Source organism: Cellulomonas sp. NPDC058312 (genome assembly GCF_042880135.1).
In the GTDB taxonomy this organism is placed as follows: Bacteria; Actinomycetota; Actinomycetes; order Actinomycetales; family Cellulomonadaceae; genus Cellulomonas.
Genome location: NZ_JBHVZE010000004.1, coordinates 111,220 through 128,853, shown reverse-complemented (window position 1 = coordinate 128,853; position 17,634 = coordinate 111,220). Strand labels below are relative to the sequence as shown.

The window sequence follows — 17,634 nt, the reverse complement described above, 5'->3', positions numbered from 1 at the left end:
GTCATCTCGGCGCCGGGGTGGCCGCGGGCGCGGGCGCGGGGGTGGGCGTGGCGGCGGGCGCGGGTTCGGTGGCGCGAGCGGGGGTGGTGGGGGTGCGGGGTGGGCGGGTGGCGTAGAGGACGCCGCCGACGATCAGCGCGCCGAGGGCGAGCTCGCCGGCGGCCGGGTGCTCGTCGAAGATCAGCCAGGACGCCGCGATGCCCACCACCGGGACCAGCATGGAGAACGGGGCCACCACGCCGGAGGGGTGCCGGGCCAGCAGCGTCGTCCAGATGCCCGACCCCACGACCGTCGCGATCAGCACCGTGAACGCCAGCCCGACCAGGGCCCATGCGGCGGTCGGCGTGCCGAGGGTGGTCAGCGAGCGGCCGATCGCCGCGGGGCCGTCGACGACCAGCGACAGCGCGAGCATCGGCAGCGGCGGCACGACGGACATCCAGAGCATGAACCGCAGCGGGCTGTCGGGGTGCGCCTGCCGGCTCGACACGTTGCCGAACGCCCAGCCGAGCCCGCCGCAGAGCGTCAGCACCACCGGCAGCAGCCCGGCGGAGGCCCCGGCGCCCGCCCGCAGCAGCGCGATCCCGGCGAGCCCGCAGATGGCGACGCCGACGCCGACGGCCTGCCGGACCGTGATCCGCTCGCGCAGCCACGCGGCGCCGAGCAGGACGGTGAACGGCGCGGACGCCTGGAGCACCAGCGACGCCAGGCCCGTGGGCATGCCGGTGTCCATCGCCAGGTAGAGGAACGCGAACTGCAGCACCCCGAACCCGATGCCGTAGCCGACCAGCCAGCGCACCGGCGCCTTCGGTCGGGGGACCAGCAGGATCGTGGGGACCGCGAGGACCGCGAACCGCAGCGCGACGAGGAAGAACGGCGGGAACTGCTCGAGCGACAGGTGGATCGCCGGGAAGTTCAGCCCCCAGAGCACGGCGACGAGGAGGGCGAGGAGGCGGTCGCGCAGCGGCATGCCCCGATGGTCGACCCCGCCGACCGTCCAGCACCAGCGAGAAGATCAGCAGCGACGTTGTAGCGTCGCTTCATGGACACCCGGCACCTCGCGACCCTCCGGGCCGTGCGCGACCACGGCGGCGTCACGGCCGCCGCGCGGGTCCTGCACCTGACGCCGTCGGCCGTCTCGCAGCAGCTGCGCGGGCTCGCGCGGGACGTGGGCGCGGAGGTCGTGGAGCGGGTCGGGCGCGGCGTGCGGCTGACCGGTCCGGGCCTGGCCCTCGCCGAGGCGGCGCTGGACGTCGCGGTGGCTCTCGAACGGGCCGAGGCCGCGGTCGACGCGTTCCGGTCGGCGCCGCACGGGCTGGTGCGGGTGGCGGCGTTCCAGTCCGGCGCGGAGCTGCTGCTGCCCGGGCTGCTGCGCCGGGTCGCGGGGCTCGACGGGGTGCGGGTGGAGCTCGGGGACGAGGACGTCGCCCAGGCGGACTTCCCGGCGCTCACCGCGGACTTCGACCTGGTCGTGGCGCACCGCCCCGACGACGCACACCGCCCCGACGACGCACACCGCCCCGACGACGCGCACCGACCCCACGACGCGCACCCCTGGCCCGGCGACGTCCTCGCCGTCCCGCTGCTGCGCGAGCCGCTGGACGTCGCCCTGCCCCCGGGGCACCGGCTCGCGGACCGTGACGTCCTCACCCCGGCGGACCTGGTCGACGAGCCGTGGATCGCGGTGCGGGAGGGGTTCCCGGTCGCGGGGGTCCTGGAGGCCGTCGGGGTCGCGGCCGGGGCGCCCCTGCGCGTGGTGCAGCGGTTCAACGACTTCGGTGTCGTGGAGGCCCTGGTCGCCGCGGGGCACGGCGTCAGCCTGCTGCCCCGGTACACCGCGGGGCGGCGCGGCGCGGTGCTGGTCCCGCTCGCGGGAGTGCGCGCCGGGCGCCGGGTGGACGTCCTGGTGCGCCCCGACCGGGCCGAGCGGCGGGTGGTGCGCCGGGTGCTGGACGCCCTGCGCGCCGAGGCCGCCCGGTTCGACGGGCCGCCCGACCCCGGTCCGGGCGCCCGCGACCGGTAGCCTTGACCCTCGTGAGCCTGCGCCTGTTCGACACCGCCACCCGTGAGGTGCGCGACTTCGTCCCCGTCGTCCCGGGCAAGGTCGGCATCTACCTGTGCGGTGCGACCGTGCAGGCGCCCCCGCACATCGGCCACGTGCGGTCGGTCGTGGCGTTCGACGTGCTGGTCCGCTGGCTGCGCCGCACCGGGCACGACGTCACGATGGTCCGGAACGTCACCGACGTGGACGACAAGATCCTGGCCCGGTCCGCCGAGGCGGGCGTCGAGTGGTGGGCGTGGGCGATGCAGAACGAGCGCGCCTTCACCTGGGCGTACGACGCGCTGGGCGTGCTGCCCCCGACGTACGAGCCCCGGGCCACGGGCCACGTGCCCGCGATGGTCGCGCTGATGGAGCGCCTGGTCGAGACCGGGCACGCGTACCGGGCGGGGGAGGGCGACGTCTACTTCGACGTCCGCTCGTTCGCCGAGTACGGCGCGCTCACCAGCCAGCGGCTGGACGACATGGCCCCCGCCCCCGACGGCGGCCCGACCGACAAGCGCGACCCCCACGACTTCGCGCTCTGGAAGGCCGCCAAGCCCGGCGAGCCCGCGACCGCGGCGTGGGACACCCCGTTCGGCCGCGGCCGGCCCGGCTGGCACCTCGAGTGCTCCGCGATGGCGCAGCGGTACCTGGGCGACACGTTCGACATCCACGGCGGCGGCCTGGACCTGCGGTTCCCGCACCACGAGAACGAGCAGGCGCAGTCCCGCGCGGCCGGGTACGGGTTCGCCCGGTACTGGCTGCACAACGGCTGGGTGACCCAGTCGGGCGCCAAGATGAGCAAGTCGCTGGGCAACGGGCTGCTGGTCAGCACGCTGCTCGAGACGGTGCGTCCGGCCGTGCTCCGCTACGCGCTGACCGCCGTCCAGTACCGCTCGATGCTGGAGTGGACCCCGGACACGCTCGCCGAGTCGGAGGCCACCTGGGACCGGCTCGCCGGGTTCGTGGACCGGGCCGTCGAGGTCGTCGGGGCGGTGCCCGCGGAGGAGCTCGCCGCGGCCGACCTGCCCGAGGCCTTCGGTGCCGCGCTCGACGACGACCTCAACGTCCCGCAGGCGCTCGCGGCCGTGCACGAGCACCTGCGTGCCGGCAACACGGCCCTGGCCGCGGGCGACCACGCCGCGGTCCGCGTCGAGCTGGTCGCGGTGCGCGCGATGCTCGACGTGCTCGGCCTGGACCCCGCGGGCGCGCAGTGGGGCGCCGCCCGCACCGACGACCGGCACGCGACCGCGCTCGACGCGCTCGTGCGCGCGGAGCTCGACGCCCGGGCCGCGGCCCGGGCCGCCCGTGACTGGGCCACCGCGGACGCGATCCGCGACCGACTCGCGGCCGCCGGTGTGGCCGTCGAGGACAACGCCACCGGCGCGCGCTGGTCTCTCGTCGCGCGCCAGACCACTGAGGACGAGGACTGATGGCCGGGAACTCCCAGCGCCGGGGCGCGACGCGCAAGCCGGGCAGCAAGAAGGGCATGTCCGTCGGTTCCGGCGGCAACAGCCGACGCGGGCTCGAGGGCAAGGGCCCGACGCCCAAGGCCGAGGACCGCGCCTGGCACCCCGCGGGCAAGCGCAAGGCCGCCGCCGAGCGCCGCGCCGCGACCGGGACGGGGCGCCCGTCGGGCAACCGGCCCACGGGTCGCGGGGGCGCGGCCGCGGGCCGGGCGCGCGGCGCGGGGGCGACGGAGGTCGTCTCCGGGCGGAACTCCGTCGTCGAGGCGATGCGCGCCGGGATCCCGGTGTCCGCCGTCTACATGGCGACCCGCCTGGAGGCGGACGACCGCACGCGCGAGATCCTGCGCACCGCGGCCGACGCGGGCTACCCGCTGCTGGAGGTCACCAAGCCGGAGCTCGACCGCCTCACCGACGGCTCCGTGCACCAGGGCGTCGCGATCCAGGTGCCGCCGTACGACTACCGGGACGTCGAGGACCTGCTCGACATCGCCGCGGCGAGCGACCGCGCGCCGCTGGTCGTGGCGCTCGACGGCGTGACCGACCCGCGCAACCTCGGGGCCGTGCTGCGGTCGGCGGGAGCGTTCGGCGCGCACGGCGTGCTCGTCCCCGAGCGTCGGTCCGCCGGCGTGACGGCCTCGGCCTGGAAGGTCTCCGCCGGCGCCGCCGCGCGCGTGCCGGTGGCACGGGCCACGAACCTGGTGCGCGCGCTGGAGCGCCTGCACGAGGCCGGCTGCTTCATCGTGGGCCTCGACGGCGGCGGCGAGGTCACCGTCGGCGACCTGCCGTACTCGACGGACCCGCTGGTGCTGGTCGTCGGCTCCGAGGGCAAGGGCCTGTCCCGCCTGGTGCGCGAGCACTGCGACGCGATCGCGTCCATCTCGATCGCGTCCGAGGTCGAGAGCCTCAACGCCGGCGTCGCCGCGGGCATCGCGCTCTACGAGGTCGCCCGGCAGCGCCAGGCCTGACACCGCAGGTCACCGGCCCGCACCCCGTCCTGGGGTGCGGGCCGGTGCGCGTGGCCGGACGATGGGCCGCATGACTGCTGACAGCACCGACCCCGTCGCCACCGTCGCCGCGCTGCTGCGCGACCACCGCCTGGGCGTCCTGACCACCGTCGCACCCGACGGCACCCTGATCGCCCGCCCGATGGCGCTGCAGGAGGTGGAGTTCGACGGCGACCTGTGGTTCTTCGCGGAGCGCGGGTCCCGCAAGGCCGCGCACGTCGCCGCGCACCCGGGCGTGAACGTCGCGGTCGGCTCCGGCGCGACGTGGGTGTCGCTCGCGGGGACCGCCGAGGTCGTCACCGACGTCGCGAAGAAGCGCGAGCTGTGGAGCGCCGCGGTCGAGGCGTGGCTCCCGGAGGGGCCGGACTCCCCGGAGTCGGTCCTGCTGCGGGTCCGCGCCGACTCGGCCGAGTACTGGGACGCGCCCGGCGGCCGGGTGGCGACGCTGCTCAGCTTCGTGAAGGCGAAGGTCACCGGCGACCGGCTCGAGGGGACGAACGAGACCGTCGAGCTCTGACGGGCCCGCCCGGGGTCAGTCGCGGACGACGGGGATGGTGTCCGTGTCCTCGCGGAGGTCCGCCGCCGAGACGCCGAGCACCGACTCCTCGTCGGGGCGGTTCGGCAGGATGTCCTGCACGTAGGACGCGACGGCCTCGCGCATCGGGACGTCCCGGCCCTGGCCCTCGGACAGGAACCACCGGTGGTCCAGCAGCTCGTGGTACAGCTGCGCGGGCTCGAGCTTGGGGCGCAGGGCGCGGGGCACGGCGCGGACGGCGGGCTCGAACACCTCGGTGAGCCAGTCGTGCGCGACGAACGTCTCGTCGTCGTTCTGCCGGTCGGTCGCGGCGCGGAACTGGTCGAGGTCGTTGAGCAGCCGGCGGGCCTGGTTCTCCTGCACGTCCAGGCCGGTGAGCCGCATGAGCCGGCGGGAGTGGTGCCCGGCGTCCACGACCTTCGGCTGGATCCGCACGGAGGTGCCGTCGAGGTCGGTGGTGATGTCGAGCTCGCCGACGTCGAAGCCGAGGTCGTTCAGCCGCTCGATGCGGGCCTGGACCCGCCACCGCTCGTTCAGGCCGAACGACTCGGCGGTGGTGAGCGCGGTCCAGAGCTCGTGGTACCGCTCGACGAGCATCTCGCCGATGGCGACGGCGTCGACCTCCTCCTCGAGGAACTCGCCGGCCTGCAGGTCCATCAGCTCGCCGATGATGTTGACCCGCGCGACCTCGAGGTCGTACGACCGCTGCCCGACGGTGAGCGTGTCGTGCAGGTCGCCGGTCTCGGCGTCCACGAGGTACGCGGCGAACGTCTCGGCGTCGCGGCGGAAAAGGGTGTTCGACAGCGACACGTCGCCCCAGTAGAACCCCGCGAGGTGCAGCCGGACCATGAGCACGGCCAGGGCGTCGATGAGGCGCGTGGCGGTGTCGGGGCGCAGCGCCTGGCTGAACAGCGCGCGGTACGGCAGCGAGAACCGCAGGTGCTGCGTGATCAGCACGGCCTCGAGCGGCTCGCCGTCGGGGGAGGTGCGGCCGGTGATGACGCCGACCGGGTCCACGCTCGGCACGTCGAGCTTGCTCAGCTGCCGCAGCAGCTCGTACTCGCGGTAGGCGACGGTCTCGCCGATCTCCTTGATCGCGATGACCCGGCCCGACAGCCGCGCGAACCGCACGGTGTGCCGGGAGATGCCGCGGGGGAGCGCGGCGAGCTGGTCCGCGGGCCAGTCGGCGAGCGGCACGTCCCAGGGCAGGTCGAGGAGCGCCGGGTCGGGCGCGGCCGCGGTGATCTGCAGGCGCGTGCGAGGAGTCATGGAACCGATTCTCCCATCGGACGACGACGGGGCGGGACCGCGTACGTGCCGGTCCCGCCCCGTCGTCGTGGAGGTGCTGTGCGTCAGACGGCGATGCGCTCGCCCGAGCCGGCGTGGAACAGGTGCTGCTCGCCGGTGCGGATGCGGACCCAGATCTGCTCGCCCTTGGCGGGGACCTGGCGGGGGTCGACGCGCACGATGACCTGCGAGTCGCCGGCACCGGAGGTGACCGACGCGGCGCCGGCCTCGCCCACGAGCGCGCCGTAGACGAACGCGTCGGAGCCGAGCTCCTCGACGATGTTCACGACGACCGGCAGCGCGTCCGGGGTGCCCTCGGGGACGACGTCCAGCGCCTCGGGGCGGAACCCGATGGTGATGGAGCTGTTGTCGTCCGCGGCGAGCTGGCCCAGGGCCGAGCGCGGCACGGCGATGCCGGCGGAGCCGACCGTCGCGACGCCGTCGACCAGCGGGAAGGTGCCGATGTTCATGGCCGGGGAGCCGATGAAGCCGGCGACGAACACGTTGGCCGGGGTGTCGTACATGTCGCGCGGGGTGCCGACCTGCTGCAGGAGGCCGTCCTTGAGGACCGCGATGCGGTCGCCCATGGTGAGCGCCTCGGTCTGGTCGTGCGTGACGTAGACCGTGGTGACGCCCAGGCGGCGCTGGAGCGAGGCGATCTGCGTACGCGTCTGCACGCGGAGCTTGGCGTCGAGGTTCGACAGCGGCTCGTCCATGAGGAACACGCGCGGCTGGCGGACGATGGCGCGGCCCATCGCGACACGCTGCCGCTGGCCGCCCGAGAGCGCCTTCGGCTTGCGGTCGAGGTACTGGGTGAGGTCGAGGATCTTGGCGGCCTCCTCGACGCGGGTGCGGATCTCCGCCTTCGGGGTGCCGGCGATCTTGAGCGCGAAGCCCATGTTGTCGGCGACCGTCATGTGCGGGTACAGCGCGTAGTTCTGGAACACCATCGCGATGTCCCGGTCCTTCGGCTGGACGTCGGTGACGTCGCGGTCCCCGATGAGGATCCGCCCGCCGTTGACGTCCTCGAGGCCCGCGAGCATGCGCAGGGAGGTGGACTTGCCGCAGCCCGAGGGGCCGACGAGGACGAGGAACTCGCCGTCCTCGATGTGCAGGTCGAGCGCGTCCACCGCGGGACGCTCCGTGCCGGGGTAGACCCGGGTGGCCTTGTCGAACGTGACCGTAGCCATGATTCATCGATCCCTTCACCGGCAGGTACGTGCCGGACGATCCGTCGTGAAGAGTGTCAGAGTGTCTTCGCTGACACGGGTCGAGGGAGGTCTGGCGACCCCCCTCGGTCCACGGTCATCCTGCCACAGAAGGCTGACCGGCGGGGATGGCCGCCGGTGTCAGTTGAGGACGACGGTGACGTCGTCGCCCCAGCCGACCAGGTCGCCGCGGTGGCCCCAGACCTGCCGCACCTCCGGCGGGAGCCGGGTCGCCCACGCGGGCCGGCCGGAGCCGAGGTCGAACGCCGCGAGCGAGAGGCCCAGGCCGCCGTCGGGCGGGACGGCGAGCTCGCCGCCGACCCACCTCGCGCTGTCGTCCTCGGGCGCGCCGACGGTGAACCCGGCCTCCGTGAGCCGGTCCGCCCGCGCGACCAGCAGCACGCGCCGGCCGTCGGTCATCAGGCCGCCGCCCACCTCCGAGGAGGCCGCCACGGGCGTCCGCCACACCTCGCGCCCGGTGCGCACGTCGAGCGCGCTGACGCCGTCGCCGTCCGCGGCGTACAGCACGTCGTCGAGCAGCACGGCCGCACCGTCCGTCCACCGGGGACGGGCGACCGACCACAGCTCGTCGCCGGACGGCACCTGGACGGCCGTGAGCAGGCGCCCCTCGCCCGGGCGGCTCGTGATCAGGAGCTCGGTGTCCGGGGCGCTGCCGTCGTCGACCCCCAGGTAGATCGGCTGCCCGGCCAACGGGAACAGCTCCGCCCCGGTGTCGTCGAGCACGACGAGCCCGGCGCCGGACGCCGCCAGGTGGCCGGTGCGGGTGACCACGAGGTAGTCCGTGCCGCCGACCTGCCGGGTGCCGTCGGCGGCGTCGAACGCCCAGCCGCCGATGTCGCCCTGCACCACGACCCGACCGGCGTCGGCGAACACCGTCGGCGGGTACGCGGTCTGCTCGGACCCGGTGCCGCGGTCGAGCGGCTCGGTCGTGCGCCACAGCGGCGTCGCGTCCGGGTCGTCGGGGGCGTCGGGCGCGGCCCGGACGTCCCACGCCGTGACCTCGAGCGTCCCGGCGACCACGGACGCCAGCACCTGCAGCCCCCCGCCGCCCGCCCAGGACGACATCGGCGGCACCGGGCGGCTCGACCGCACCTCCCCGGACGCGGCGTCGACGGACACCAGGCGCGCGGCGGCGGGCGGCCCGGCCGTCCAGCGGTCGTCCGACGCGGCGGGGTCGGACGCCGCGCGGTCGAGGACCAGGCAGCGCACGGTCGTCACCGGCGGGGCGCCGCCGTCGCACGACGGGTACTCGAGCCCGATGTCGGGCGCGGCGGCCCCGGCGTCCTCGAGGGAGGTGGACCAGGCGGTCGCCCCGTCCGCGCCGACCGCGACCAGGTCGCGCGCGTCGTCCCACGGCGGCGTCGTGACCCCGATCCGCAGGTCGCCCGCGTCCAGGCCGGTCATCGACACCGCCGTGAGGTCGCCGTCGAGCACCCGGCCGACCGGCAGCCGGGGGTCGACGTCGCGGAGCACTCCCTCGACCTCCTGCCGGGCGGCCACCCGGTCCCGCTCGCGGGCGTCCAGCACGAGCTGCGTCCCGGCGACGGCCGCGACCAGGACGACCGGCAGCGGCCACCAGCGCAGCGCCGCGCGCCGGCGCCGCGCGACCCGGGCGGCGTGCGCGGCGTCGGCGTCCGGGTCGGCGCCCGGGTGGAGCCCCGGGTCGGCGCGCCGACGCCCGTCGCCGGGCGCGCCCGCGGTGACGTCGACGACCTCGACGTCCTGCATGGCGTCCCGCGGGGCCCTGCTCATGCGGGCAACCTATGCCCCGGCGGGCGCTCCCGGGAGGGGTTCGCCGGACAGGTCCGCGGCGAGCCCGCCGAGCAGGTCCGCGACGTCCTGCGGCTCGGGGACCCGGAACCGGGCCACCGTGTCCCCGGGGCCGACCTTCAGGGTGACCCCGTCGGCGCCGAGGGCCTCGAACGCGTGCTCGTCGGTGACGTCGTCCCCGGCGCTCAGCACCGTGCGCGCGCCGAGCTCGTCCCGGAGCGCGACCAGCGCCGCGCCCTTGTCGGCGTCGAGCACCGACACCTCGACGACCTTCTTGCCGTGCAGCACCTTCGACCCGAGGCGCCCGCCGACCACGAGGGCGTCGCGCTCGGCCTCGTCCCCGACCGCGGGGTCGGCCATCCGGGTGTGCACCGCGACGGCGGCGGGCTTCTGCTCGACCCAGACGCCGTCGCGGCCGCGGGCGACCGCCTGCATCTCGGCGCCGAGACGGTCGAGCCGGTCCTGCTGGTCGTCGGTCAGGGTGATGACGTCGGCGTCCAGCCCGTGCGCGCCGACCCGGGACCGCTCGGCCCCGTGGCTGCCGATCAGCACGGTGCCCGGCGGCACGTCCGCGAGGCGGTGCAGGTCGCCGGTCGGGCGGCCGGACACCAGGGCGAGCCGCACGACGTCGGTGTGGCGCGCGAGGTCGCGCAGCGCCGCCACGGCGTCGGGCAGGATCCGGGAGGCCTCCGGGTCGTCCTGCAGCGGGGCGAGCGTGCCGTCGAAGTCCAGCGCGACGAGCAGCGGCAGGCGCGCCGGGTCGGCGACGACCTCCCGGAGCAGCGCGCGCAGGGCGGGGCCGTCGTGCGCCGCGGGGTCGTCGTGCGCCGGGTGGTCGCCGTGCGGTGCGGGGGCCCCGGTCACCGGGCCTCCTCCTCGCCGGTGCGGCCGCGCACGGGCACGGCCGTCAGGACGGACAGGAACGAGTCCGACCAGTGCGCGACGTCGTTCTCCAGCACGCGGCGGCGCAGGCGGCGCATCCGCTTGCGGGCCTCGCGCGGGTCGATGTTCGCGGCGTGCTGGATCGCGTTCTTCAGCCCGGCGATGTCGTGCGGGTTCACCAGGATGGCCGCGCCGCCGAGCTCGTCCGCGGCGCCGGTGAACTCGCTGAGCACCAGGGCGCCGCGGTCGTCGGAGCGGGCGGCGATGTACTCCTTCGCCACCAGGTTCATGCCGTCGCGCAGGGCGGTGACCAGCATGACGTCCGCCGCGAGGTAGAGCGCCGCCATCTCCTCCATCGGGTAGGAGTGGTGCAGGTAGTGCACGGCGGCGTGGCCGAGCTCGCCGTACTCGCCGTTGATCCGGCCGACCAGCACCTCGACGTCGTCGCGCAGCTGCTGGTACGCGCCGACGTTCTCCCGGCTGGGGGAGGCGACCTGGACCAGCGTCGCGTCCGCCACCGTCAGCCGGCCGTCCTCGAGGAGCTCGCCGAACGCCTTGATCCGGTGCCGGATGCCCTTGGTGTAGTCGAGCCGGTCGACGCCGAGCAGCAGCACCTCGGGGTCGCCGAGCTCGTGCCGGATCTCCTTCGCCCGGGCCTGGACCTCGGGGGTGCGCGCGAGCCGGTCGAAGGCGTGGGAGTCGATCGAGATGGGGAACGCCGCGGCGCGCACGTGCCGCTCGGTGCGCCCGTCGCCGTCGGTCAGCGTGATCATCTGGCCGCGCGTCGACTTGTCGGTCAGGCGTCGGACCACGCGGACGAAGTTGGCGGCGTCGCCGCCGCGCTGGAACCCGATGAGGTCCGCGCCGAGCAGCCCCTCGACCACCTGGAGCCGCCACGGCAGCTGGGCGAAGATCTCCAGCGGGGGGAACGGGATGTGGTGGAAGTAGCCGATCCGCACGTCGGGGCGCAGCTCGCGCAGGTACCGCGGGACCAGCTGCAGCTGGTAGTCGTGCACCCACACCGTGGCGCCGGGCGCGGCCTGCTCGGCGGCGGCGTTCGCGAACCGGCGGTTGACCCGCTGGTACGCGTCCCACCACTGCCGGTGGAACGTGGGCGGCTGGATCACGTCGTGGTACAGCGGCCAGAGGGTGTCGTTCGAGAACCCCTCGTAGTACAGCGTGAGGTCGTCCTCGGTGAGCTTCACCGGCACGAGGCGCATGTCGTCGGCGTCGAACGGCTCGAGCTCGAGGTCGGCGGAGCCGCCCCACCCGACCCAGGCGCCGTCGGAGTTCTGCACCACCGGCTCCAGGGCGGTCACGAGACCGCCGGGCGACCGGGTCCAGCTCGGCTTGCCGTCGTCGCCCAGCGTCACGTCGACCGGAAGCCGGTTGGCGACGACGACCAGGTCATAACCAGCAGATGTCACGGATCCATCAGCTCCTTGGTGTCGTCCTGACGATAACGTGACCCGGCGTCGACCGCCCGGGATGCGGGCCCGCGCCGCGCGCCGACGCCGGGCGCCGCCGGGTGGCGGATACCGTGCCGTCATGGAGCGCGTGGGGCTGTCACCGGGCGCCGAGGTCGGCGGGTACACGATCCTGGCGCCGCTCGGTTCCGGCGGCATGGGCACGGTCTACCGGGCCGTCGACGGCGGCGGCACGGCGGTCGCGCTCAAGCTGCTGCACCCGCACGTCGGCGCCGACCCGTCCTCCCGGGAGCGGCTGCGGCGCGAGGTCGTCGCCCTGCAGCGGCTGCGGCACCCGGGCGTCGCGGCGGTGCTCGACGCGGAGGCGGACTCGACCGAGGCGTTCCTGGTCACCGAGCTCGTCCCGGGCCTCGACCTGGCCGAGCACGTCCGCCAGCGCGGCCCGCTCGACGCCGCGGAGCTGCTGCGGGTCGCCGAGGGGCTGAGCGACGCGCTCGCCGCGGTGCACGCCGCCGGGGTGGTGCACCGCGACCTCAAGCCGTCCAACGTCCTGGTCACGCCCGACGGGCCAGTGCTGATCGACTTCGGCATCGCGCAGTCCGTGGACGAGACCCGCGTGACGTCCACCGGGTTCGTCGTCGGGACGCCCGGCTACCTCGCGCCCGAGCTGGTCGACGGCGCGGAGCCGACCGCGACCACGGACTGGTGGGGCTGGGCCGCGCTGCTCGCCTACGCCGCCACCGGCCGCGCGCCGTTCGGCACCCGCCCGCTCGAGGCGGTGCTGGTCCGCACCCGCAGCGGCGACGCGGACCTCGCGGGCCTCGGGCCGGTGACGGCCGGCGCCCTGTGGGACGCGCTCGCCCCCGACCCGGCAGACCGTGCGGAGCCCGCCCAGGTGGTGGCAGCGCTCGCGGAGGCCGCGCGCCGCGGGGAGCGGTACTCGGCCGAGGCGGCCACCGAGGCGATCGCGGCGGGCACGGTGGCCGGCGTGGCCGGCGTGGCCGGTGCCGCCGGGGTGGCCGGGACCGCCGCCGTGGCCGGGACCGCCGGGACCGCGGCCGGCGGGACGGTCGCCTTCGGGGCCGCCGCCCCGGCCGACGGCGCACCGACGCTCCGCCAGCCCGCCGGGGACGCGTACCGTCGCGGCGGTCCCGCGACGGGGGAGACGGCGGTGCTCGGCGCCCCTGCCGGCCCCGGCGGCTCTGGCGACACCGACGACACCGACGACCCCCGCGGCTGGACCGAGCCCGCCGCGGGCACCGCCGTCCTCGCGCCGACGGCCGGGCCGGCGCGCGACGGCGCCACCCGGGCGATCCGCACCGACGCCCCGCCGTCCGTCCCGCCCCGCGGGTGGGACGACGACGCGCCGACCCGCGCGTGGGACGCCCGCGGCGCCGACGACGACCGCGGCGACGACGGCACGGAGCAGTGGCCCGACCCGCACGGGCAGGTGCTCCCGCCCGTGCCGCCGGAGCCGCCGCGCCGCCCCGGGACCCTGCTGGCCCTGGGGCTGCTCGCGGTCGCCGCGGCCGCCCTGCACCCCGGGCTCGCCCTGCTCGTCCTCGCCCCCCTGCTGCTCGTCGCCCGGACGGTCGGCTCGGTCGGCGACGCGCTCGCCCGGCGCCGCGAGCGGGCCGGCGCCCGGCGGACCGACGGCCTGCGCGCCGTCGCGTCGAGCCCGTGGCACCTGCTGCGCGCCCTGGTGACCGTGGTGCCGTCGCTCCTGGTGGCCGCGAGCGTCGTCGTCATCGTGCTCGGCGTCGGCTGGTGGCTCGTCGCGACGGGCGCGGTCGACGTCGGCCCGCTGCGCGCCGCGGACGGCAGCCCCACCGGCGCGGCGACCTCGGTGCTGCTCGCCGCGGCGACCGCCGCCGGGCTGCTCGCCCTGTGGTGGGGGCCGCTCGCCCGGACCACCCGCACCGGCGCCCGGTGGCTGCTCGCCGGGGTCGCGCCCGGGCGGGGCGGCGCGGTGGTCGTCGTGCTGCTCGCCCTGGCCGGCGCCGGGGCGCTCGCGGCGCTCGCGGTCACCGGGTCGCCCGTCGACTGGGCCCCGCTGCCGGAGCCCGCGCTGCCCGCCGCGCCCTGACCGCGCCCGGACCGCGCCGGGGCTCCCGGCGCTCCCGGTGCGGTGCACGCCGGGCGAGAAGGCCCAGCCCCGTCCCAGGGCGACGCCGTACCCTGGGCGGCATGACCGGGACGGGGCACACGCGTGCGCGCGCCGCCGCGACGGCCGCCACGCTCCCGCTGCTGGCGCTCGTCGGCTCGCTGCTCGCGCTCGGCGGGTCGCTCTGGCTCGGTGCCGCGCGCAGCGTCGTCCACCACTGCCTGACGGTCGACGGCCCGCTCGCGCTGCTCGGCGTGCGGCTCGAGCTCCTCCAGGACGTCGCGGACTGCCCCACGGGCACGCTCGCGCTGACGCCCGCCGCCTCGCACGGCGCGGTGCTCGCCCTCGGCCTCGTCGTGCCGGTGGCCGCCGCGAACGCGGCGCTCGGCCTGCTGGGCCTCGGGCTGACGGCCCTCCTGCTGCGCGCCTCGCGCACCGTCCGCGCCGTCCTCGGAGCGGTCGTGCGCGTGCTCCCGGCGCCCCGGTCCGCGGGCCCCGTGCCCGCCGCCCGGGCCGTGCCGCGCTGGCACGTCGACCTCGTGCGACCCACCGACCTGGTCCGCGCGCTGCACCCGCACCGGGGCCCGCCCGTGGCGCTCGCCTGAGCCCACCACCCGGACCGCACGAAGGCAGGACCCATGACCGGCAGCACCAGCAGCACCCCGAGCCCCGGCCAGGCGGCTCGACCCGGCAAGAACGAGCGGCGCGACGCCGCCCGCGAGCAGGCCCGCATCCTGCGCGAGAAGCAGATGAAGCGCGACAAGCGGAACAAGGTCATCGCGATCACCGTGTTCGGGGTCGCGGTCCTCGCGCTCCTGGGCGTGGGTGCGTACATCTTCAGCCAGCGCGCGCAGACGGCGTCGCTGCCGGAGTACGACGACATCCCGCTGAGCGAGGTGACGTCGGCTCCGTCCGCCGCCCTGGACGGCGGCGGGTTCGCCTTCTCGGCGGACGGCATCGGCGACGTCGACGACACGCTCCCCCGCGTGGACGTCTACCTGGACTACATGTGCCCCGCCTGCGGCAGCTTCGAGGCCACCAACGGGGAGAACCTCGTCGACCTCGCGGCGGGCGGCGAGCTCACGGTCGTCTACCACCCGATCGCGATCCTCAACCGGTTCTCGCAGGGCAGCGGCTACTCCACCCGGTCCGCCGCGGCGGGCGTGCTGATCGCCGAGGAGGCGCCGGACGCGTTCCAGGCGTTCACGCAGCAGATGTTCGCGTCCCAGCCGGCCGAGGGCACCCCCGGGCTGAGCGACACCGAGATCGCGGACATCGCCCGGGACACCGGGGTCCCCGACGCCGTCGCCGACCGCATCGCCGACGGCACCGCCCTCGACGACTTCGGCCAGTGGGTCACCTCCGCGACCAACGAGGTCAGCGCCGACGCCGACCTCGTGAACCCGCAGTCCGGCAACTTCGGGACGCCGACCATCACGATCGACGGCACGTTCTGGGGCGGCGACTGGACCGACCCGGCCAACCTGCTGGCGGCCATCGGCTAGTCGCGACACAGCCCCCCGAGGGCCCCCGCGACGCCGACCACCGGTCGGCCGCGCGGGGGCCCTCGCCCGCCGGGGCCGCCCGTGGACTCCCGCCCGGTACGCTGGTCGCCGCGCCCACGGGCGCACCCGCCTCCTTAGCTCAGCTGGCCAGAGCAGCTGTCTTGTAAACAGCAGGTCGTCGGTTCGAATCCGACAGGGGGCTCCGCTCCGCCCCGCCGTCCTCCCGCTCCGCCGTCCACCCGGGTCCTACCCTGGCCGGCATGACCCGGCGCGCGATCATCGTCCACGGCACCGGCGGCCACCCGGACGCGGTCTGGTACCCCTGGCTCGCGGACCGCCTGTCCGCGCGCGGCTACGTCGTGGACCGCCCGCACCTCCCGGGGCTCAACGTCGAGCCGGTCGCGCGGACGCTGCCCCGGCTGCTCGAGGCCCGCACCCTCGACGCGGACACCGTGCTGGTCGGGCACTCCGGGGGAGCGGCGCTGCTGCTGGCGGTCCTGGAGCACCTCGACGGGCCGGTCGCGCAGGCGGTGCTGGTCGCGGGGTACAGCACGCGGCCGAACGACGCGGACGAGCCGGTGCTGCAGGAGTCGTACGACTGGGACCGGGTCCGGGCGAACGCCGGGGACCTGGTGCTGGTGAACTCGGTGCGGGACCCGTACGGCTGCGACGCCGAGCAGGGTCGCGCGATCCTGGACCGGGCCGGCGGGACGCTGGTGGTGCGCGACGACGGGCACTTCGGGGACGTGGACCAGCCGTACGCCACGTTCCCGCTGCTGGACCGGCTGATCCTCTGAGGGCGGGACGGCTCAGATCCGGGGACCGGTGGCCGAAGGGGTACCGCAAGCAGCACCGCACCGACGCAGGAGACCCCAGGAGACCGACATGACCCTCACGCTGGCCGCGCGCCCGAGCCCGCTCACCCGTGCCGTCGTCGAGCACGCCCGCTCGTGCGACCGACCCGGCTGGCGGCTGGACACGAGCCCGCGGCGGTTCGGTCTCGTCGTCGCGCGGTGCACCCGGTGCGGGACGCAGGAGTGGCGCGCCCGCTGAGCCGACGGCGTCCAGCCCTGCGGCGACCGAACCCGCGGGCGACCGACCCGGGCCACCCGGTCGTGGTCACCCGTCCGGGGGCATGAAGAAGCCCTCGACCGCGCAGGGGGCAGGCGATCGAGGGCAAGAGAACTGTAACCCACGATCGGGCGTCGGGACACGTCCGTCACCCGTTCGGATGCCAACCACCCGGTCGGAGTGGCTGGCCAGCGGCGACGCGGTCAGCCCTGGCTCGCGCTGTAGCCGCGTCCGGGCCAGTACGGCCACTCCTCGAAGTGCTCGACCCGGCCGTCGGGCGCGAACTGGAGCACCCAGAGGTCGGTGTACTCCTGCGGCTCGTCCCCGGTGTAGCGGACGAGCGCACGCACGACGGCGTCGCGCCCCTCGACGGCGACCACCCACGCCGACATCGTGAACGGCTCGGGGTCGGACCAGAGACCCCGGACGGCGGTCAGCCCCTCGATCGGTGGCTCGTACGGCGAGCGCAGGTAGCGGACGTCCTCGGTGAACAGCGTGCCGAGCGCGGTGGTGTCGTCGGCCCGCCACACCCGCTCGTAGGCCTCGACCCAGCGCAGCACGTCCGTGCGGTCCATAGCGTCTCCTCGTCGAGCGGTCAGGCCCTGCCGGTCTCCTCGAGCAGCCGCAGGGCCGCGGTGACCCGCGGGTTGCGGCCGGGGTCGGCGTCGATGCCGAGCGTGGCGTAGACGCCGTTGATGTGGTTCTGCACCGACTTCTCGGTGATGCGCAGGGCCTCGCCGATGCCCGCGTTGGACAGACCCTGCGCGAGCAGCCGCAGCACGGAGTACTGGCGGTCGGTGAGCCGCGCGACGGCGGACCCGGCGCGCGGCGCCATCCGGTCGAGCAGGGTCGGGTCGAGCGTCGTGCGCCCCGCGGCGGCGGCCTTGATCGCGGTGACCAGGGTCTGGGCGCTGGTCGAGGACGTCTTCGACAGGTACGACCAGCCGGCCGCCACGTCGGGGGGCAGGTCCAGCAGCAGGTCCATCGCGTCGTGCGCGGAGAGCAGCAGGATCCCCAGCCCGGGCTGGCTGCGCCGGAGCGTGACGCCGAGCGCGATGCCGTTGCCGTCGGGCAGGTCGATGTCGAGCACGGCGACGTCGGCGGCGCCCGGTCGCAGCGCCGCGAGACCCTCGCGGACGGTGCCGACCGAGGCGACCACGCGGACGCCCTCGGTGGCGCCGAGCGTGAGCTCCAGCATCGACCGGAAGAGTGGTTGGTCCTCGACGACGACCACGCGGGTCACCTCGGGTGCGATTTCGGACATCCTGGACAGTATGGTCGGTCCCGGCCCGCAACGCGGGAGTCGGCGCGCG

17 protein-coding genes and 1 tRNA gene are annotated in these 17,634 nt (G+C 75.8%); 10 read left to right on the top strand and 8 right to left on the bottom strand.

Annotation, left to right across the window (positions count from 1 at the left end):
* Window position 1 precedes the first annotated feature (1 nt).
* Window positions 2-967: an EamA family transporter gene (locus ACFVXN_RS13155; protein WP_389232977.1), complete on the bottom strand. Its 966-nt coding sequence runs from the start codon at window positions 965-967 to the stop codon at window positions 2-4.
* A 72-nt stretch (window positions 968-1,039) separates the two neighbouring features.
* Here ACFVXN_RS13155 and ACFVXN_RS13150 point away from each other — a divergent pair, with 72 nt between their 5' ends.
* The 4 genes from ACFVXN_RS13150 to ACFVXN_RS13135 all read left to right on the top strand — a co-directional run bounded on the left by ACFVXN_RS13150 (window position 1,040) and on the right by ACFVXN_RS13135 (window position 5,028).
* On the top strand, window positions 1,040-2,020 hold the full coding sequence (locus tag ACFVXN_RS13150; RefSeq protein WP_389232974.1) for a LysR family transcriptional regulator: 981 nt from the start codon (window positions 1,040-1,042) through the stop codon (window positions 2,018-2,020).
* An 11-nt stretch (window positions 2,021-2,031) separates the two neighbouring features.
* Window positions 2,032-3,471: a cysteine--tRNA ligase gene (cysS, locus tag ACFVXN_RS13145; RefSeq protein WP_389232971.1), complete on the top strand. Its 1,440-nt coding sequence runs from the start codon at window positions 2,032-2,034 to the stop codon at window positions 3,469-3,471.
* Window positions 3,471-4,472 (top strand): 23S rRNA (guanosine(2251)-2'-O)-methyltransferase RlmB, encoded by a 1,002-nt coding sequence (gene rlmB, locus ACFVXN_RS13140; RefSeq protein WP_389232968.1) that lies wholly within the window; start codon window positions 3,471-3,473, stop codon window positions 4,470-4,472. The genes cysS and rlmB overlap by 1 nt, the downstream gene beginning before the upstream one ends.
* Before the next feature lie 70 nt (window positions 4,473-4,542).
* Window positions 4,543-5,028 carry a pyridoxamine 5'-phosphate oxidase family protein gene (locus ACFVXN_RS13135; protein WP_389232965.1) on the top strand — a complete coding sequence of 162 codons (486 nt, stop codon included), beginning with the start codon at window positions 4,543-4,545 and terminating at the stop codon, window positions 5,026-5,028.
* 15 nt (window positions 5,029-5,043) lie between these two features.
* Here the strand turns inward: ACFVXN_RS13135 and ACFVXN_RS13130 are convergent, their stop codons facing one another.
* From ACFVXN_RS13130 to ACFVXN_RS13110, 5 genes are all read right to left on the bottom strand, one after another.
* Complete coding sequence (locus tag ACFVXN_RS13130; protein ID WP_389232962.1) at window positions 5,044-6,315, bottom strand: DUF4032 domain-containing protein; 1,272 nt, start codon at window positions 6,313-6,315, stop codon at window positions 5,044-5,046.
* 83 nt (window positions 6,316-6,398) lie between these two features.
* Window positions 6,399-7,523: an ABC transporter ATP-binding protein gene (locus tag ACFVXN_RS13125; RefSeq protein ID WP_389232959.1), complete on the bottom strand. Its 1,125-nt coding sequence runs from the start codon at window positions 7,521-7,523 to the stop codon at window positions 6,399-6,401.
* Window positions 7,524-7,682: 159 nt separating this feature from the next.
* Window positions 7,683-9,314, bottom strand: coding sequence for a PQQ-binding-like beta-propeller repeat protein (locus tag ACFVXN_RS13120; protein WP_389232956.1), 1,632 nt, complete (start codon window positions 9,312-9,314; stop codon window positions 7,683-7,685).
* A 9-nt stretch (window positions 9,315-9,323) separates the two neighbouring features.
* Entirely contained in the window at window positions 9,324-10,196 is an 873-nt protein-coding gene (otsB, locus tag ACFVXN_RS13115) for a trehalose-phosphatase (RefSeq protein WP_389232953.1), read from the bottom strand.
* Window positions 10,193-11,641, bottom strand: a complete 1,449-nt coding sequence (locus ACFVXN_RS13110) for a trehalose-6-phosphate synthase (RefSeq protein ID WP_389232950.1) — start codon at window positions 11,639-11,641, stop codon at window positions 10,193-10,195. The genes otsB and ACFVXN_RS13110 overlap by 4 nt, the downstream gene beginning before the upstream one ends.
* A gap of 121 nt (window positions 11,642-11,762) precedes the next feature.
* Here ACFVXN_RS13110 and ACFVXN_RS13105 point away from each other — a divergent pair, with 121 nt between their 5' ends.
* From ACFVXN_RS13105 to ACFVXN_RS13080, 6 genes are all read left to right on the top strand, one after another.
* A complete protein-coding gene (locus ACFVXN_RS13105; protein ID WP_389232947.1) occupies window positions 11,763-13,727 on the top strand; it encodes a protein kinase in 1,965 nt (654 codons plus the stop codon).
* 101 nt (window positions 13,728-13,828) lie between these two features.
* Window positions 13,829-14,350: a hypothetical protein gene (locus tag ACFVXN_RS13100; RefSeq protein ID WP_389232944.1), complete on the top strand. Its 522-nt coding sequence runs from the start codon at window positions 13,829-13,831 to the stop codon at window positions 14,348-14,350.
* 33 nt (window positions 14,351-14,383) lie between these two features.
* Window positions 14,384-15,250, top strand: a complete 867-nt coding sequence (locus ACFVXN_RS13095) for a DsbA family protein (protein WP_389232941.1) — start codon at window positions 14,384-14,386, stop codon at window positions 15,248-15,250.
* 128 nt (window positions 15,251-15,378) lie between these two features.
* Window positions 15,379-15,452: transfer RNA gene (locus ACFVXN_RS13090), tRNA-Thr, on the top strand.
* Window positions 15,453-15,510: 58 nt separating this feature from the next.
* Window positions 15,511-16,047 (top strand): RBBP9/YdeN family alpha/beta hydrolase, encoded by a 537-nt coding sequence (locus ACFVXN_RS13085; RefSeq protein ID WP_389232938.1) that lies wholly within the window; start codon window positions 15,511-15,513, stop codon window positions 16,045-16,047.
* An 88-nt stretch (window positions 16,048-16,135) separates the two neighbouring features.
* A complete protein-coding gene (locus ACFVXN_RS13080) occupies window positions 16,136-16,303 on the top strand; it encodes a hypothetical protein (RefSeq protein ID WP_389232935.1) in 168 nt (55 codons plus the stop codon).
* A gap of 221 nt (window positions 16,304-16,524) precedes the next feature.
* Here the strand turns inward: ACFVXN_RS13080 and ACFVXN_RS13075 are convergent, their stop codons facing one another.
* Both ACFVXN_RS13075 and ACFVXN_RS13070 read right to left on the bottom strand, forming a co-directional pair.
* On the bottom strand, window positions 16,525-16,896 hold the full coding sequence (locus ACFVXN_RS13075; protein ID WP_389232932.1) for a nuclear transport factor 2 family protein: 372 nt from the start codon (window positions 16,894-16,896) through the stop codon (window positions 16,525-16,527).
* Window positions 16,897-16,916: 20 nt separating this feature from the next.
* Entirely contained in the window at window positions 16,917-17,585 is a 669-nt protein-coding gene (locus ACFVXN_RS13070) for a response regulator (protein ID WP_389232929.1), read from the bottom strand.
* Between the last annotated feature and the right edge of the window lie 49 nt (window positions 17,586-17,634).

Coding starts and splice junctions, on each gene's coding strand:
- ACFVXN_RS13155 (WP_389232977.1), bottom strand. CDS start 967: ATGCCGCTGCGCGACCGCCTCCTCGCCCTCCTCGTCGCCGTGCTCTGG.
- ACFVXN_RS13150 (WP_389232974.1), top strand. CDS start 1,040: ATGGACACCCGGCACCTCGCGACCCTCCGGGCCGTGCGCGACCACGGC.
- rlmB (WP_389232968.1), top strand. CDS start 3,471: ATGGCCGGGAACTCCCAGCGCCGGGGCGCGACGCGCAAGCCGGGCAGC.
- ACFVXN_RS13135 (WP_389232965.1), top strand. CDS start 4,543: ATGACTGCTGACAGCACCGACCCCGTCGCCACCGTCGCCGCGCTGCTG.
- ACFVXN_RS13130 (WP_389232962.1), bottom strand. CDS start 6,315: ATGACTCCTCGCACGCGCCTGCAGATCACCGCGGCCGCGCCCGACCCG.
- ACFVXN_RS13125 (WP_389232959.1), bottom strand. CDS start 7,523: ATGGCTACGGTCACGTTCGACAAGGCCACCCGGGTCTACCCCGGCACG.
- ACFVXN_RS13120 (WP_389232956.1), bottom strand. CDS start 9,314: ATGAGCAGGGCCCCGCGGGACGCCATGCAGGACGTCGAGGTCGTCGAC.
- ACFVXN_RS13105 (WP_389232947.1), top strand. CDS start 11,763: ATGGAGCGCGTGGGGCTGTCACCGGGCGCCGAGGTCGGCGGGTACACG.
- ACFVXN_RS13100 (WP_389232944.1), top strand. CDS start 13,829: ATGACCGGGACGGGGCACACGCGTGCGCGCGCCGCCGCGACGGCCGCC.
- ACFVXN_RS13095 (WP_389232941.1), top strand. CDS start 14,384: ATGACCGGCAGCACCAGCAGCACCCCGAGCCCCGGCCAGGCGGCTCGA.
- ACFVXN_RS13085 (WP_389232938.1), top strand. CDS start 15,511: ATGACCCGGCGCGCGATCATCGTCCACGGCACCGGCGGCCACCCGGAC.
- ACFVXN_RS13080 (WP_389232935.1), top strand. CDS start 16,136: ATGACCCTCACGCTGGCCGCGCGCCCGAGCCCGCTCACCCGTGCCGTC.
- ACFVXN_RS13075 (WP_389232932.1), bottom strand. CDS start 16,896: ATGGACCGCACGGACGTGCTGCGCTGGGTCGAGGCCTACGAGCGGGTG.
- ACFVXN_RS13070 (WP_389232929.1), bottom strand. CDS start 17,585: ATGTCCGAAATCGCACCCGAGGTGACCCGCGTGGTCGTCGTCGAGGAC.